General features: G+C 64.5%; 13 protein-coding genes. 11 read left to right on the top strand and 2 right to left on the bottom strand.

Annotation, left to right across the window (positions count from 1 at the left end):
• Positions 1 to 50: 50 nt before the first annotated feature.
• From HWE17_RS18200 to HWE17_RS18190, 3 genes are read left to right on the top strand one after another with little or no spacing between them, the layout of a single operon-like run.
• A complete protein-coding gene (locus tag HWE17_RS18200) occupies positions 51 to 1,007 on the top strand; it encodes an ABC transporter substrate-binding protein (RefSeq protein WP_255206296.1) in 957 nt (318 codons plus the stop codon).
• A gap of 1 nt (position 1,008) precedes the next feature.
• A complete protein-coding gene (locus tag HWE17_RS18195) occupies positions 1,009 to 1,854 on the top strand; it encodes an ABC transporter ATP-binding protein (RefSeq protein ID WP_176389694.1) in 846 nt (281 codons plus the stop codon).
• On the top strand, positions 1,851 to 2,723 hold the full coding sequence (locus tag HWE17_RS18190; protein WP_176389693.1) for an ABC transporter permease: 873 nt from the start codon (positions 1,851 to 1,853) through the stop codon (positions 2,721 to 2,723). Before HWE17_RS18195 ends, HWE17_RS18190 begins: the two co-directional genes overlap by 4 nt.
• Positions 2,724 to 2,735: 12 nt before the next feature.
• On the opposite strand, the gene HWE17_RS18185 is transcribed toward HWE17_RS18190, so the two are convergent.
• Positions 2,736 to 3,629 (bottom strand): HTH-type transcriptional regulator ArgP, encoded by an 894-nt coding sequence (locus HWE17_RS18185; protein ID WP_369681748.1) that lies wholly within the window; start codon positions 3,627 to 3,629, stop codon positions 2,736 to 2,738.
• 137 nt (positions 3,630 to 3,766) lie between these two features.
• On the opposite strand from HWE17_RS18185, the gene HWE17_RS18180 reads away from it, so the two are divergent.
• The 5 genes from HWE17_RS18180 (at position 3,767) to HWE17_RS18160 (ending at position 10,242) form a co-directional block, all read left to right on the top strand.
• The gene (locus tag HWE17_RS18180; protein WP_176389691.1) at positions 3,767 to 6,196 is read left to right on the top strand and encodes a penicillin-binding protein 1A; all 2,430 of its coding nucleotides are present in this window, start codon (positions 3,767 to 3,769) and stop codon (positions 6,194 to 6,196) included.
• Positions 6,197 to 6,200: 4 nt separating this feature from the next.
• On the top strand, positions 6,201 to 6,824 hold the full coding sequence (locus tag HWE17_RS18175) for a trimeric intracellular cation channel family protein (protein WP_035822575.1): 624 nt from the start codon (positions 6,201 to 6,203) through the stop codon (positions 6,822 to 6,824).
• A 97-nt stretch (positions 6,825 to 6,921) separates the two neighbouring features.
• On the top strand, positions 6,922 to 8,817 hold the full coding sequence (locus HWE17_RS18170) for a beta-propeller domain-containing protein (RefSeq protein WP_176389690.1): 1,896 nt from the start codon (positions 6,922 to 6,924) through the stop codon (positions 8,815 to 8,817).
• 49 nt (positions 8,818 to 8,866) lie between these two features.
• Positions 8,867 to 9,433, top strand: a complete 567-nt coding sequence (locus tag HWE17_RS18165; RefSeq protein ID WP_255206295.1) for a sigma-70 family RNA polymerase sigma factor — start codon at positions 8,867 to 8,869, stop codon at positions 9,431 to 9,433.
• Entirely contained in the window at positions 9,430 to 10,242 is an 813-nt protein-coding gene (locus HWE17_RS18160; protein ID WP_176389689.1) for a hypothetical protein, read from the top strand. The genes HWE17_RS18165 and HWE17_RS18160 overlap by 4 nt, the downstream gene beginning before the upstream one ends.
• A 6-nt stretch (positions 10,243 to 10,248) precedes the next feature.
• Here the strand turns inward: HWE17_RS18160 and HWE17_RS18155 are convergent, their stop codons facing one another.
• Complete coding sequence (locus HWE17_RS18155; RefSeq protein WP_176389688.1) at positions 10,249 to 11,394, bottom strand: MFS transporter; 1,146 nt, start codon at positions 11,392 to 11,394, stop codon at positions 10,249 to 10,251.
• Between the two features lie 282 nt (positions 11,395 to 11,676).
• Between HWE17_RS18155 and HWE17_RS18150 the strand changes: the two genes are divergently transcribed.
• The 3 genes from HWE17_RS18150 (at position 11,677) to HWE17_RS18140 (ending at position 15,379) form a co-directional block, all read left to right on the top strand.
• On the top strand, positions 11,677 to 12,444 hold the full coding sequence (locus HWE17_RS18150) for a gamma-glutamyl-gamma-aminobutyrate hydrolase family protein (RefSeq protein WP_176389687.1): 768 nt from the start codon (positions 11,677 to 11,679) through the stop codon (positions 12,442 to 12,444).
• Positions 12,445 to 12,535: 91 nt separating this feature from the next.
• Positions 12,536 to 13,906, top strand: coding sequence for a glutamine synthetase family protein (locus HWE17_RS18145; protein WP_099376355.1), 1,371 nt, complete (start codon positions 12,536 to 12,538; stop codon positions 13,904 to 13,906).
• Positions 13,907 to 13,918: 12 nt separating this feature from the next.
• Positions 13,919 to 15,379 carry an aspartate aminotransferase family protein gene (locus HWE17_RS18140; protein ID WP_176389686.1) on the top strand — a complete coding sequence of 487 codons (1,461 nt, stop codon included), beginning with the start codon at positions 13,919 to 13,921 and terminating at the stop codon, positions 15,377 to 15,379.
• The last annotated feature ends 36 nt before the right edge of the window (positions 15,380 to 15,415 follow it).

The raw sequence follows: 15,415 nt of genomic DNA, 5'->3' as shown, positions 1-15,415 counted from the left end.
CGATCTTTAGCTTTTCCCGCCGCCTGCTCGCCACCATCGCCGTGCTGTGCATGGCCATGCCCATGGCCCGGGCCGAGGGGCAGATCCGCATCGCGGGCCAGCATGGCATCACCTTCTTGCTACTCAATATTGCACAGGAACAAAAGCTGATTGAAAAGCATGGCAAGCAGCAGGGCGTCGATGTGAAAGTCGAGTGGATTACCCTGTCCGGCGGGCCGGCCATCAATGACGCTTTGTTGTCGGGCAATATCGATATCGCAGGCGCCGGGCTGGGGCCGCTGCTGACCATCTGGGACCGCACCAAAGGCCGGCAGAATGTACGCGGCGTGGCGTCGCTGGGCAACTTCCCCTACTATTTGGTCAGCAACAATCCCAAGGTGAAAACCCTGGCCGACTTGACGGACAAGGATCGCATCGCCTTGCCTGCCGTCTCCGTCTCCGTCCAGGCGAGGATATTGCAAATGGCCGTGGCGAAACAGTGGGGCGACAAGGAATTTGCCCGCCTCGATAAAATCACGCAAACCCTGCCACACCCGGACGCGGCCGCCGCCATCATCGCCGGCGGCACGGAGCTCAGCGGCCACTTCGGCAATTCGCCGTTCCAGGAACAGGAACTGGCGCAAAACCCGAACGCCCACATCATCCTGAACTCGTACGACGTGCAGGGCGGACCGAGTTCGTCGACCTTGCTGTATGCGACGGAAAAATACCGCAAGGACAATCCGAAAACGTACCGCGCCTTCATCGCCGCCCTGGCGGAAGCGGCGCAGTATGCGAGCAGCAACCCGCAAGGCGCGGCCGACATCTACATCAAGGTGAATAAAAGCAAGGTGGACCGCAATCTGCTGCTGAAAATCTTTGCCAACCCGCAAGTGCAATTCAAGATCGCGCCGCAAAACACTTATGGCCTGGCGCAATTCCTGCACCGCGTGAGCGCCATCCGCAACTTGCCCGACAGCTGGCGCGATTATTTCTTTGACGATCCTGCCATCACGCAAGGAGGCTGACATGAACGCGCCCGCTTTTCACCTGGTCCGTCCTCCCGTTGCGCTACAGCCGCTGCTCAGCGTCAAGCATGTCAGCCTGGAATACCGCACCGAGCAGCGCACCGTGCGCGCCACGCATGACGTCAGTTTCGACGTGTTTCGCGGCGACCGCTTCGTGCTCCTGGGGCCATCCGGCTGCGGCAAGTCGTCCTTGCTGAAAGCCGTGGCCGGTTTCATCGCGCCGCGCGCGGGCAGCATCGCCATGCAGGGCCTGCCCATCCACAAACCGGGGCCGGACCGTGTTGTCGTGTTCCAGGAATTCGACCAGTTGCCGCCATGGAAAACGGTGCTGGAAAACGTCATGTTCCCCTTGCTGGCCAGCAAGCGCCTGGACAAGCAGGCGGCCCGTGAGCGCGCCCATCACTGGATCGCCAAGGTGGGCCTTGCTGGCTTTGAAGATGCCCATCCGCATACCTTGTCGGGCGGCATGAAGCAGAGGGTGGCCATCGCCCGCGCGCTGGCCATGCAGCCGGAAGTGCTGCTGATGGACGAGCCGTTCGCCGCCCTCGATGCCTTGACGCGGCGCAAGATGCAGGAAGAGCTGAGCCGCTTGTGGGAAGAGCTGCGCTTTACCCTTGTGTTCGTCACGCATTCGATCGAGGAAGCCTTGGTCGTGGGCAACCGCATCCTGCTGCTGTCACCCCATCCGGGCCGCGTGCGCGCTGAATTGAACAGCCATCAGTTCGGCTTGCACAGTGCGGGCAGTGCGGAATTCCAGGCAGCCAGCAGCCGCATCCATGGCTTGCTGTTCGATGAGGAAGTCGCTCCCGTCCCGCAAGCAGTGACCGCGCAGCGGGAGGCCGTATGAGCGCGCTGCTGGAGCCGCCTATCCGCCAGGAATTCGTCTACGCGGCGCCGCCGCCGGCCGGCGTCACCGTCGAGCGGCCGCTGTCGCGCTGGCAGCGTCTGAGCCAGCATGCGCTGTGGCGCAAGGCTTTCATTTTGCTCAGCCTGGCCCTGCTGTGGGAAGGCGCGGCGCGCTGGACGCAGAACGATTTATTGCTGCCCAGTTTTCTGCAGACGGCGCAGGCGTTTATCGGCGGCATCGCCAGCGGTGAATTGCTCACGCGCACGGCCGCCTCCCTCGTTGTCTTGCTGCAAGGCTATGCGGTGGGCGTGCTGGCCGCCTTCGTGCTGACCTTGCTGGCCGTGTCCAGCCGCATCGGGCGCGACCTGCTGGAAACCCTGACGGCCATGTTGAATCCCTTGCCGGCCATCGCCTTGCTGCCGCTGGCTCTGCTGTGGTTCGGCCTGGGGCGCGCCAGCCTGATCTTTGTCATCGTCCATTCCGTGATGTGGCCGCTGGCCCTGAACACGTATGCAGGCTTCCAGGGCGTGCCCGAAACCCTGCGCATGGCGGGCCGCAATTACGGCTTGAACGGCTTGCGCCTAGTGCTGCACATCCTCGTGCCGGGCGCCTTGCCCTCCATCGTCTCGGGCTTGAAGATAGGCTGGGCATTCGCCTGGCGCACCCTGATCGCGGCCGAGCTGGTGTTTGGCACCACGTCGGGGCAGGGCGGCCTGGGCTGGTACATCTTCCAGAACCGTAACGAGCTGTACACGGACAAGGTCTTCGCTGGTCTGGCGGCCGTCATCGTCATCGGTCTAATTGTGGAAAACCTTGGCTTTCGCAGCCTGGAGCGCGTCACGCTGAAACGCTGGGGTATGCAGCGCTAGTTCTCACGACAACTATTTCAGCATGCTGCGTGCCGCCGCGATGATTTGCCGCGACAGTTGCTCCATGCGCGGCGATTGCACCTTCCACGTGTGCCAGTACAGGGCCACGTCGGCCGGGGTCTTGGCCGTGAGCATTTCCACCAGTTCGCCATCCGTGTTCGCTTTCAGCAGCAGCTCGGGCACCATGCCGTAGCCGAGGCCATAGCGGATGGCATTGAAGTGCGAGGTGGCACCCGGCACGTAATGGCAGGGGTAAGCGCCTTCGGGCAGCCCCAGCGCTTCCTGCAGGAACGACGATTGCAAGGTGTCCTTGCGCGTGTAGGCGACGACGGGCGCCGTGCGCGCCGCCTTGCGCGTCAGGCCATTCGCGAACCATTGCTGGCGGAACGCGGGCGTGGCCACCAGCCAGTAGCGCATCACGCCCAACGGCTCGGCCGTGCAGCCGCGCATGGGCTTGGCTTCCGTGCTGATGCAGCCGATGGCCATGCCCGTCTCCAGCAAGGTGTACGTGTGGTCCTGGTCTTCCACGGTCAGATCCAGCAGTACGCGCTCGCGTATCAGCACCTCGGACAGGGCCGGGAAGAACCAGGTGCCCATCGAGTCCGCATTCAGCGCCAGCACCAGGGTCAGCGGGGCATCCTGCTGCACCGCCAGTTCCGCCTGCAAGTCCGCTTCCAGCAGCTTGGCGCGTTTCAGGTACTGCATCAGGCGCTGGCCCATGCGCGTGGCGCGCGCGGGACGGCTGCGCACGATCAGCGCATTGCCCAGCTGGCTTTCCAGCGCCCGCACCCGCTGGGAAATGGCCGGAGACGTCAGGTGCAGCCGCAACGCCGCCTGCTCGAAGCTGCCCGTTTCGACGACGGCGCGAAACGCTTCCGTGTGCTTGGGGTTGAGATCCATGGTGATTGCCTTGCATAAGAAAAATTTATCAATACTAAATAATACTTACTTTTGATAAGGATGGGTGTGTTGCAGTGCACAATGCCTCTTTGATGGAGTGCCGCGCGTCAGCGTGCGGCCTCCTGGCAGCAAGGAATACCACCATGGAAGCACAAGCGAACGACAGCACCACCCGCAAGCCCCAGTCTAAGCTGGCGCGCAATCTGAAATTCGGCCTGGGATTGACCCTGGGCCTGGGCATGGCCGCCGCGCTGGCGGGCGGCTGGTGGCTGCGCCAGGCATGGCAGGATTTGCCGGCCGTCGAACACCTGGCCCAGTACAAGCCCGCGCTGCCGCTGCGTATTTTTTCCAGCGAAGGCGAACTGCTGGCCGAATACGGCGAAGAGCGCCGCGAGTTCCTGCCCTTGAAAGACATCCCGCTGCGCATGCGCCAGGCTTTGCTGGCCATCGAAGATGCGCGTTTCTACGAACACGGCGCCGTCGATTTCTATGGTCTGACGCGGGCAACACTGGCCAACGTCGTCACGGGCCATCATGCGCAGGGCGCCAGCACCATCACCATGCAGGTGGCGCGCGACTTTTTCCTGTCGCGCGAAAAAACCGTGCAGCGCAAGCTGACGGAAATGCTGCTCGCCTACAAGCTGGAACAGCACTACGGCAAGGACAAACTGCTGGAACTGTATATGAACCAGATTTACCTGGGCGAGCGTTCCTACGGTTTTTCCGCCGCCTCGAACGTTTACTTTGACAAGCCGCTGGCCGACGTCAGCATCGCCGAAGCGGCCATGTTGGCCGGCTTGCCGAAAGCGCCGTCGGCCTACAACCCCGTCGCCAATCCGCAGCGCGCCACCGTGCGCCAGCATTACATCCTGCAGCGCATGCGTGAACTGGGCTACATCACGCCGGCCGAATACGATGCGGCGGTGGCGGAAAAACTGGCCCTGAACAAGGACCGCAACAGCTCCGTGCATGCGGCCGCGTATGCGGTCGAGGAAGCGCGTCAATTGATCTTGCAAAGCTATCCCGAAGGCGCTTACAGCATGGGACTGGACGTGACGACGACCATCCGCATGGCGCCGCAGCGGGCGGCCGACAAGTCGCTGCGCGATGGCTTGCTGAATGCGCAGGCGCGACGCGGCTACCGTGGCCCGGAAGCGCGTCTGGCCGCTTCCGAAGACAGCGTGGCGCGCCAACTGGCTGCCTACCCGGACAGCGGTGAACTGCGCGCCGCCCTCGTGCGCAAAGTCGATACCGCCGGCAAGCGCCAGCTGACGGCGCAGCTGCGCAATGGCGACGAGATCGTGCTGACGGCCTCGGAAGCGCGCCTGGGCGGCAAGCTGCAATGGGATGGCAAGCGCGCCATCGTCGCGGGCAGCGTGATCCGCGTTGTGCACGACGCGGCCAAGAAGGGCTGGCTGGTGAGCCAGCTGCCCGAGATGGAAGGCGCGCTTGTCTCCGTCGAGGCGCACAGCGGCGAAATCGTCGCCATGGCGGGCGGCTTCGATTTCTACCGCAACCACTACAACCACGCCATGCAAGCCTACCGCCAGCCCGGCTCCAGCTTCAAGCCCTTCGTGTATTCGGCGGCGCTGGAAAAGGGATATTTTCCCGGCACGGCCGTGGACGACACGCAGCGCCTGCTGCTGCCGCAGGAAACGGGCGCGCGGCCGTGGCGTCCGCGCAATTACGGCAACAACTATGAAGGCTTCATCAGCGTGCGGCGCGGCCTCGTGCGCTCGAAAAACCTGGTGGCCGTCAGCCTGATGCAGGCGGCCGGTCCCGGCTACGTGCAGCACTACGCCACGCGCTTTGGTTTCGAGGGCGCGCGCAATCCCGTCTCCCTGCCGCTGGCGCTGGGCGCGGGTGCCGTCACACCGCTGCAGCTGGCGCAATCGTATGCCGTGTTTGCCAATGGCGGCATGCAGATGCCGCCAAAACTGATCAAGGAAGTGCGCAGCCGCAGCGGCGAAGTGCTGTTCAGCGATGCGGCGCCACGCGCCAAGGATGCGCCGGCGCCCGGTACGCAAGTGATCTCCACGCGCAATGCCTACGTCATGGACAGCATGCTGCGCGACGTCGTCAAGAGCGGCACGGGACGCGGCGCGCTGGCGCTGGGACGCGGCGACGCGGCCGGCAAGACGGGCACGTCGAACAACGCGTATGACGCCTGGTTCGCCGGCTATTCCTCGGGCCTGGTGTCCGTCGTCTGGCTCGGCTACGACCAGCCGAAAAGCCTGGGCAACGCCACGGGCGGCACCCTGGCGCTGCCCGTCTGGCGCGACTACATGCAGGTGGCCGTGCAGGGCCGCCGCGAACAGGTATTGGCCGAGCCGCCAGGCCTGGCGCTGCTCGATGGCGATTACGTGTATGCCGAATACCTGGCTGGCGACTGCCTGCAGGATAACTTTGCCTTTATCCACAGCAGTGTCGGCTGCGGCAGCGGCGGTGCGGATACGCGCATGGCGCACGGTGACGCCGGCGATGGCGGCTCCGGCACGGGCACGAATGAAGCGCGCACCTTGAACGAAGCGCGCGAACGCGAACAAATTCTCAAATCATTTTCGGAAGAATAAGAGCATGCTGCTATATACGATTTACCTGGTGGCGATTGTCGCCGAAGCGATGTCCGGTGCCATCATGGGCATGCGGCGCGGCATGGACTTGTTCGGCATCTGCATGATCGGCACCGTCACGGCGCTCGGCGGCGGCACCGTGCGCGACGTGCTGCTGGGGCACTATCCGCTGGGCTGGATCGCGCATCCCGAATACCTGCTGTTTACCATCGGCGCGGCCATCGTGACGGCCTTTGTCGCGCGCTATTTGCACCATTTGCGCGCCATCTTCCTGCTGGTCGATGGACTGGGCCTGGTGGCGTTTTGCGTGATCGGCTGCGACATCGCCATGTCGGCCAAGATGCATCCGGCCATCGTCGTGCTGGCGGGGATGATCACGGGCGTCTTCGGCGGCCTGCTGCGCGATATCCTGTGCAACCAGATTCCCCTCGTGCTGCAGCGCGAAGTGTATGCCACCGTGGCCCTGTTCACGGGCGCCCTGTACGTGGGCCTGCTGCACTTCAAGGTCGACAGCTCGGTGGCGCAGCTGGCGTCCATCGGCGCCGGCTTCCTGTTCCGCTTCCTGGCCCTGCATTTTGAATGGCGCCTGCCGAATTTCAATGGCGACCGCATACGGGGTTTTGAATAAGGTAAAACGCTGCGTGAATATTTTCACGCGCGTTTAACCCCTTTTTCTGCGCTGCCGCGTTTCATGTTGGACACCCCAGCCAACCGGAGAAGAAGCGATGTCCAGCGCCCTCAAGATCACATTGATACTGTCCCTGCTGCTGTCGGCAGGCAGCCATGCCGCCGATACGGCACCAAGGAAAACCCTGGCGCCGTTCGCCAGCGAGCAAGCCTTGAGCAGCTATCTGCAGCAGTTGCAGGCGCGCCAGGCAGCACTGCAGAAGGAGCAGCAGAAACTGCAGCGCGCCACGGCGCAGTCCATGTCGGCGCCGCCGGCTCCTCCCGCCTCTCCCGCGCCGATGATGGCGAAATCCGCGCCGGCGGCATCGGCCGAAGCGGCGGAATCCGTCACCAATGTGCAGACGGCGGGCGTGGACGAAGGCGGCATCGTCAAGCTGCATGGCAAGCACCTGGTGATGCTCCGGCGCGGCAAGCTGTTTACCGTGCAGGTGGGGGGCAATGCCCTGCAGCCCGTGTCGTCGCTCGACGCGTTCGCGCCGGGCAGCGACCCGTCGGGCAGCTGGTATGACGAGATGCTGATCGATGGCGACACGGTCGTGGTGATCGGCTACAGCTACAGCCGTGGCGGCACGGAGATCGGCCTGTTCGACGTCAACGCCGACGGCAAGCTGGCCTACCGCTCCACCTATCACTTGCGCTCCAACGATTATTATTCGTCGCGCAATTACGCGAGCCGCCTGGTCGGCGGCAAACTGGTGTTCTATTCGCCCCTGTCGCTGAACCTGCGCCGGGGCGACCCGTTCGGCGGCTTTCCCGCGCTGCGCCGCTGGCGTCCTGACGCCGTGCCGTCCGACTTCAAGCGCATCGCGCCGGCCACGCGCATCTACCGCACCGATGAAGAACCGGAAACGGGCTTTGGCCTGACCCTGCACACGGTCACCGTGTGCGACCTGGCGCAGCGCGACATGCGCTGCGAAGCGACGGCCGTGATGGGGCCGCAGGGCCGCGTGTTTTATGTGTCGGGCGAATCCGTTTTCGTGTGGACCACGCGCCGCGGCCGCGACTCGGGCGTGTTCCGCATTCCCCTCGATGGCAGCGCGCCCAGCGCATTGAAAGTGGCGGGCGCACCCGTCGACCAGTTCTCGTTCCTGGAAAGTGGCGATGGCCACCTGAACGTGCTGCTGCGCGCCGAAGGCCAGGGCGACGCCATGTGGGATGGTACGCGGGGGCGCGGCGACATGGCCTTGCTGCGCGTGCCATTGACGTCGTTTTCCGATGGCCGCGACAGTGCGCCCGCCAGCAGCTACCAGCCGCTGCCCGGTGGTGGCGGCTATGGGCTGCAAAACCGTTATGTGGGATCCTATCTCTTGTACGGCAATCCGGGCAATCCTGGACGCCGTCAGGCGGACCAGGCCTGGCCGCGCCAGCCACTGTATGCCGTGCGCTGGGCCGATGCGGGCAGCGTGCAAGCCTTGTCCCTGCCGCATGGCGTCGAGCGCATCGAGGCGCTGGGCAATGACGCCGTGGTGATCGGCGCGCAGGGCAGGGATCTGCACTTCAGCACCATCCGCCTGGGGGCGCAGGCGGCGATCGCCACGCGCTACATCCGCGCCGACGCGGCGCAGGGCGAGTCGCGCAGCCACGGCTTTTTCTACAAGCCGCAAACGGCCAGCGAAGGCCTGATCGGCCTGCCCATCCTGGGCGCGGACGAGCGGCCTGGCCTCAACAAGCCGGCCGCCTCCGTCCTGTATCTGCGCAACAATGGTTTGACATTGACGGAACTCGGTGCGCTGGCCGCGCGTCCCGGTCCGGCACCGGACGACGGCTGCCGCGCATCGTGCGTGGACTGGTATGGCAATGCGCGGCCATTGTTCCTGCTGGGCCGCGTCTTCGCCCTGCTCGGCTATGAAGTGGTGGAAGGGGCGCTCAAGGATGGACAGATCCGCGAAGTGCGCCGCATCAGCTATGCACCCATTGCGTCCCCTGTTCGCTGACGGCGCAGGGAAATTGCCGCTGCCGCGTAGTTCGGCTACACTGCTCCGCATGCCCGACACCCTCATTACCGCGACGGATGAAGACCTGATGCTGCGCTACAGCGCCGGCGACCTGCCGTCGTTTCGCGAATTGTACCGGCGCCATAGCCAGGGCCTGTATCGCTTCGTGGCATGGCGTTCGCCGCGCCGCGCGTGGGTGGACGAGATCGTGCAGGATGCGTGGGCCAGCCTGCACGCGGCGCGCACGGGCTACCAGCCGCAAGCGGCATTCCGCACCTATCTGTACCAGATCGCGCGCAACCGCCTGATCGACCTCCTGCGCCAGCGCGAAGGTCAGGAACACGGCGACGTGGGCGAACTGGCGGACGAGGGCGCATCGCCGCCGCAATCGCTGGAACAGAAACAGCAGCACGCATTGCTGCATGCGGCCATCGCCGCGCTGCCGGTGGAGCAAAAGGAAGCGCTGGTGCTGCAGCAGTTCAGCGGCATGAGTATCCTGGAGATCGCCGTGGTGACGGGAGCGGAAGCGGAAACCGTCAAGAGCCGGCTGCGCTACGCCATGCAGAAATTGCGCGCGGGCTTGGACAGCGCCGCGGGCGCGGGAGGACAGGCATGAAGACGCACGATCAAGATAACGACGATTTGCATGACGAGGAATTGAAGGCGCTGCTGGCCAGCTTGCCGCAGCCCGCGCCTTCCAGCGCGCTTGATGCGGCCATCCTGGCGGATGCGGAAAAAGCCTTGCGCCAGCCGACGGCCGCGAACGACAGCGCCGATGGCGTGCTGCGCACCCTGCCGGCCAAAAAATCACCGGACTACCTGCAGCGCTGGCGCGTTCCGCTGGGATTGGCCGCCGCCGTGCTGTTGACGGTGAACCTGATCGGCGTGGACTGGTTCGGTTCGAAGCCGGCGCAATTTCCCGTGGTGGGGGAACCGGTCACGCAAGAGGTGATGCGGGAAGCCGCACCGGTCATTGTACCGGCGGCCGCACCTGCGACTGAGTTTGCGCCACTACCGCCAGCACCGCGCGCCATGGCCAAGGCGGCACCGAGGCCGCCGGCGCAAGCCGAGCCAGTGCCAGCACCCGTGTCAGCACCCGTTCCTCCGCCAGCGCCACCGGCCCCGCCACCGCCTCCGGCAATGCGGGAGGCGATGGAGCAGCAAGCGGCCATGCAGGCCGAAGCCAGCCTGCAGCGCCAGGCGCCGGCACAGCGGGCGCTGGCCATGCCCGCGCCCGTCGTGGCAAAGTCGGCGCCGCTGCCACCACCGGCCAGGCTCGATGCTTCCGTGTGGCTGGTGAAGATCGACGCGCTGCTCAAGGCGGGCGAAGGCGCGCTGGCGCAGGAGGAGTGGACGGCGTTCCGGCAGGCGTATCCCGATTATCCGGTGGCCGAGGAACTGCGGCAGCGGCTGGATAGTAAGTAAAAAACGCTAAACGATCCCCTTCCTGCGTTCCCACACGGCGCTGCCGACGAAAATGGCGGCGCACACCCACATCACGGCAGGCAGGGCGTTCACGCCCACCGATTGCATCAGCACGCCCGTCAGCAGGGGGCCGCCGCCGCTGGTGATGCCCCAGGTGGCGTTGACGATGGCGCTGGCGCTGGTCAGCGACAGGCCCGTAAACCGCTCGCCGCAAGCCACCAGAGCCAGCATGTAGATGCCGCCCGCCGCCGCGCCCAGCAACAGCAGCAAGGTCCACCACAGCCACGGCGTGCCGACGGCGAATGGCAGCAGCGGCAGCAGCAGGCAGACGGCCACGCCGCAGGCCGCGTGGACTTTGGCGCGGCCGTAGCGGTCGGCCATCCAGCCCAGCGCGAATTGCAGGCCCGTGTCGCCCACCAGCACCACGGTGGCCGACAGCAGGGCCAGGTCCGTGCCGATGCCGTGCTCCATCGCGTACAGGGGCAGCAAGCTCAATGCCAGGGTGTCGAACAGGGCGAAGAAGGCGGCGCCGAGCACGATCATCGGCATGCGCGGCAGGATCAAGGTCCACTTCACGCCATGCTCTTCCGGTTCCTTTTCCGGGCCGCTGTTCGAGATCAGCATCAATCCCGGCACGGCCAGCAAAAACAGCAGGCCGCAGGCGGCGAAGCTCCAGCTGATCTTGTCATTGAACAGCGCCACGAGGGCAGGGCCGATCAGCTGGAAAAACGTAAAACTGGTGGTGTACATGGCCACCACCCTGCCGCGCGAATTGTCGGGCGCCAGCCGGTTCACCCACGCTTCGCCGATGGTAAACAGCACGCCCATGGCGCCGCCGAACAGGAAGCGCAGCATGCTCCACGCCAGCAGGTGGTCGGTACACTGCATGGCGATCGTCGCCAGCGAAGCCACCCACACGGCGCCCAGCATGGTGGCGCGCGCGCCGAAACGTCCCACCCAGCGCGAGACGAATGGCGAGGCGGCCAGGATGCCCAGGGCGCTGACGGCCGTGATCATGCCGATGATGTCCGTGCCCACGCCGCGCTGGTGCAAGGTCAATGCGGTGAGCGGCATGGTGGCGCCCAGACCCAGTCCCACCACGCCGATGCTGACGACGAGGGCGAAGAAGTCGCGCCATGGCATGTGCTTCATGGCTGCCCCCGCAGGGTGACAATGGTGTTCGGGATGACTGGAAAACGGTGTGGATGCATGGGAACGGTAGGGACTTTGCCTGCGGCGCTGGTGTTTGGCGCCGGACGGGCATATGATGATTTTATCAAGAGCAATATTGCAAAGCCGTAGTGTAGGCGATGTGTGCCACCGCTGGCCATTCCCATCCGTGTGGCCGCTGCCTGCGGCTCTGCTGTACAGTGAAGCGAGCGGCAGCGCTGTCATGGCGCTGTCATTGGATCGTCACGCCAGCGAGGAAGCTCCATGCGCCGTCCCATCGTTCTCGTTCCCGCCTGCCAGCGCCAGCTCGGCAGCTACGCCTGGCACATGGCGCAGGATAAATACCTGCACGCCGTGCTGCGCGGCGCCGGCTGCATGCCGCTGCTGTTGCCCGCGCTGGGCCTGGACGCCGACCTGGACGCGGCGCTGCAGATCGCCGACGGCGTCATGCTGACCGGCTCCGCCTCGAACGTCGACGCTCGCCTGTATGGCGAAAACATCCTGCATCCCGACCTGCCGCAAGACCCCGCGCGCGACGCCACCACCTTGCCCCTGATCCGCGCCGCGCTGGCGCGCCAGCTGCCCTTGCTGGCCATTTGCCGCGGCTTCCAGGAAGTCAACGTGGCCCTGGGCGGCAGCCTGCACCAGGCCGTGCATGCGGTGCCCGGCATGCAGGACCACCGTGAAAACGTGCTCGATCCTTTGAACCGCCAGTACGCGCCTTCGCACCGCATCAAGCTGATGCCCGACGGCCTGCTGTCACGGCTGCTGGGCGGCGAGAGCGAGATGATGATCAATTCCCTGCATGGCCAGGGCGTCGCCCGGTTGGCCGATGGCTTGCTCGTGGAAGCGCTGGCCGACGACGGCCTGGTGGAAGCGTATAGCGTGGCCAGCGCCGCCGGTTTTACCTTGGCCGTGCAATGGCATCCGGAATGGCAGGTGGAAGACAATCCGCAGTCCATGCGCCTGTTTGGCGCCTTCGGCCAGGCATGCCGCGATTACCAGGAACAGCAGCACCGAAAGAATGAATGACAAGGAAGGATGAAAAAAGGATGACAGGCGCGCCGCACCAGCACCATGCGGCGCTTAATCAGGAAAAGCGCAAGACCAACGAGAGGGAAACATGGCAATACGCGAAAATTTCACTTATACGGACATGGATTTGTGGCTCAATGAAAAGCGCGTCACGGAAATCGAATGCCTGGTCCCCGACTTGACGGGCGTGGCGCGGGGGAAGATCCTGCCGCGCGGGAAATTCACCCAGGAGCGCGGCATGCGCATCCCGGAAGCGGTACTGGGCATGACGGTGACGGGCAATTACCCGGTCGACGATGGCGGCTATGACCGCGCCATTTCCAGCACCGACCGCGACATGATCTTGAAGGCCGACCCCACCACCATCACCATGGTGCCGTGGGCCACGGACCCCACCGCGCAAGTCATCCACGACTGCTATTTTTCCGATGGCGCGCTGGTCGATTTTGCTCCAAGATCCGTGCTGCGGCGCGTGCTGAAACTGTATGCGGACAAGGGCTGGAAACCCGTGGTGGCGCCGGAGCTGGAGTTCTACCTGACGGCGAAAAACACGGACCCGGACTTGCCACTGAAGCCGCCCATCGGGCGCAGCGGCCGGGCCGAGACGAGCCGCCAGGTGTACAGCATCGATGCCGTCAACGAGTTCGATCCCCTGTTCGAGGATATCTACGATTACTGCGAATTGATGAACCTTGACGTCGACACCCTGATCCATGAAATCGGTGCAGGGCAGATGGAAATCAACTTCCTGCACGGCGACCCATTGGGCCTGGCCGACAAGGTGTTTTTCTTCAAGCGCACCTTGCGCGAAGCGGCCTTGAAACACGATATGTACGCCACCTTCATGGCCAAGCCCATGGCGGGCGAACCGGGTTCCGCCATGCACGTGCACCAGAGCGTCGTCGATGCGAAGACGGGCCTGAACATCTTCAGCAACGAGGACGGTTCGGCCGCGCCCATCTTCAAACATTACATCGCGGGCTTGCAGCGCTACATGCCGTCGGCCATGGCCATCGTCGCACCCTACGTGAATTCCTACCGCCGCATCGTGCGCCACACGGCCGCGCCGATCAATATCCAGTGGGGCCTGGACAACCGCACGGTGGGCTTCCGCGTGCCCGAATCGGGCGTGCAGGACCGGCGCGTGGAAAACCGCATCATCGGCGCCGACGCGAATCCCTACCTGGCCCTGGCCGTCACCCTGGCTTGCGGCTACCTTGGCATGACGGAGCAGCTGGAGGCGACACCGATGATGGTGGGCAGCGCCTACGACATGAAGTTCGAACTGCCGCAAGGCTTGCCCGAGGCCCTGCAGCTGCTGCGCGCGGAAGACAAGCTGCGCACGGTGCTGGGCGAGCGCTTCATCGACGTGTATGCGGCCATCAAGGACCTGGAACACCAGGAGTTCATGACCGTCATCAGCCCGTGGGAGCGCGAGCATCTTCTGCTCCACGTTTAAGAAAGGATATCAATGAGCACATCCAACAATCCGCTGGCGCCCAGCGCCGCTTTGGTCGCCTCCGTGGCGCATAAAAACGCGGCGCCGCAGGTGTACGATACAAACGCCATCCAGCAGATGGACTCGGCCCACTACCTGCATCCATTCACCGATTTTAAAGATCTGGCAAGCAAGGGCGCGCGCGTGATGGTGCGCGGCGACGGTGTCTATCTGTGGGATAGCCAGGGCAAGAAGATCGTCGACGGCATGTCCGGCCTGTGGTGCGTCAACGTGGGCTATGGCCGCACGTCGATCTCGCAAGCCGTGTACCGGCAAATGGAGACGCTGCCGTTCTATAACAGCTTCTTTGGCACGACGAACGTGCCGGCCGCGCAGCTGGCCGCCAAGCTGGCGCAGATATCGCCGCCGCAGTTCCAGCACGTGTTCTTCACCAGTTCAGGTTCCGAAGGTAACGACACGAATTTGCGCATGGTGCGCCGCTACTGGGATATCCTCGGCCACAAGGAAAGACATACCATCATCAGCCGCCACAACGCCTATCACGGCAGCACGGTGGCGGGAGCGTCGCTGGGGGGCATGGACGGCATGCATGCGCAGGGCGGCATGCCGATACCGGGCATCGCGCATATCGGCCAGCCCAATTACCTGGAGTCGGGCCACGGCTTGACGCCGGAGGCCTTTGGCTTGAAGGCGGCCGGCTGGCTGGAAGACAAAATCCTGGAAATCGGCGCCGACAAGGTGGCCGCCTTCATCGGCGAGCCGGTGCAGGGCGCGGGCGGCGTCATCATCCCGCCGTCGACGTATTGGCCAGAGATCCAGCGCATCTGCGACAAATACGGCATTTTGCTCATCGCCGATGAAGTCATCTGCGGCTTCGGGCGCCTGGGGCGCTGGTTCGGTTCCGAACTGTTCGGCATCAAGCCCGACCTGATCACCTTTGCCAAAGGCGTCACCTCGGGCTATGTGCCGCTGGGCGGCGTGCTGGTGGGGGACCGCGTCGCTAAAGTCTTGATTGAACAGGGCGGCGAGTTCACCCACGGCTTCACGTATTCGGGCCACCCCGTCGCCTGCGCGGCCGCGCTGGAAAACATCCGCATCATCGAGGAGGAGCAGCTGGTGGCCAAGGTGGCCGAGGATACGGGGCCGTACCTGCAGCAGTGCTTCGCCAGCCTGGGCGAACACCCGCTGGTCGGCTATGCGGACAGCTGCGGCCTGGTCGCGGGCCTGAACCTGGTGCGCAAGAAGGGCGCCACCGTGCACGAGAACGAGCTGTTCGACGAGGGCCAGGGCGTGGGCATGATCTGCCGCGGCCACATGTTCGACAACGGCGTCATCATGCGCGCCGTGGGCGAGCGCATGATCGTCGCCCCGCCGCTGGTGATGACGCGCGCGCAGATCGATGAAATGGTGGGCTTGATACGGTTGTGCCTGGACAAGACGTATGCGGATGTGAAAGCGAAGGGGTGGGTCTAGGTTTTTGCTGAACCCAAAATCTAAGCGCCGGGGGGG

The sequence above is a fragment of the Janthinobacterium sp. BJB401 genome (assembly GCF_013372745.1).
GTDB classification, from domain to species: Bacteria; Pseudomonadota; Gammaproteobacteria; order Burkholderiales; family Burkholderiaceae_D; genus Janthinobacterium; species Janthinobacterium rivuli.
This window is presented reverse-complemented; position numbering and strand designations above follow the sequence as displayed.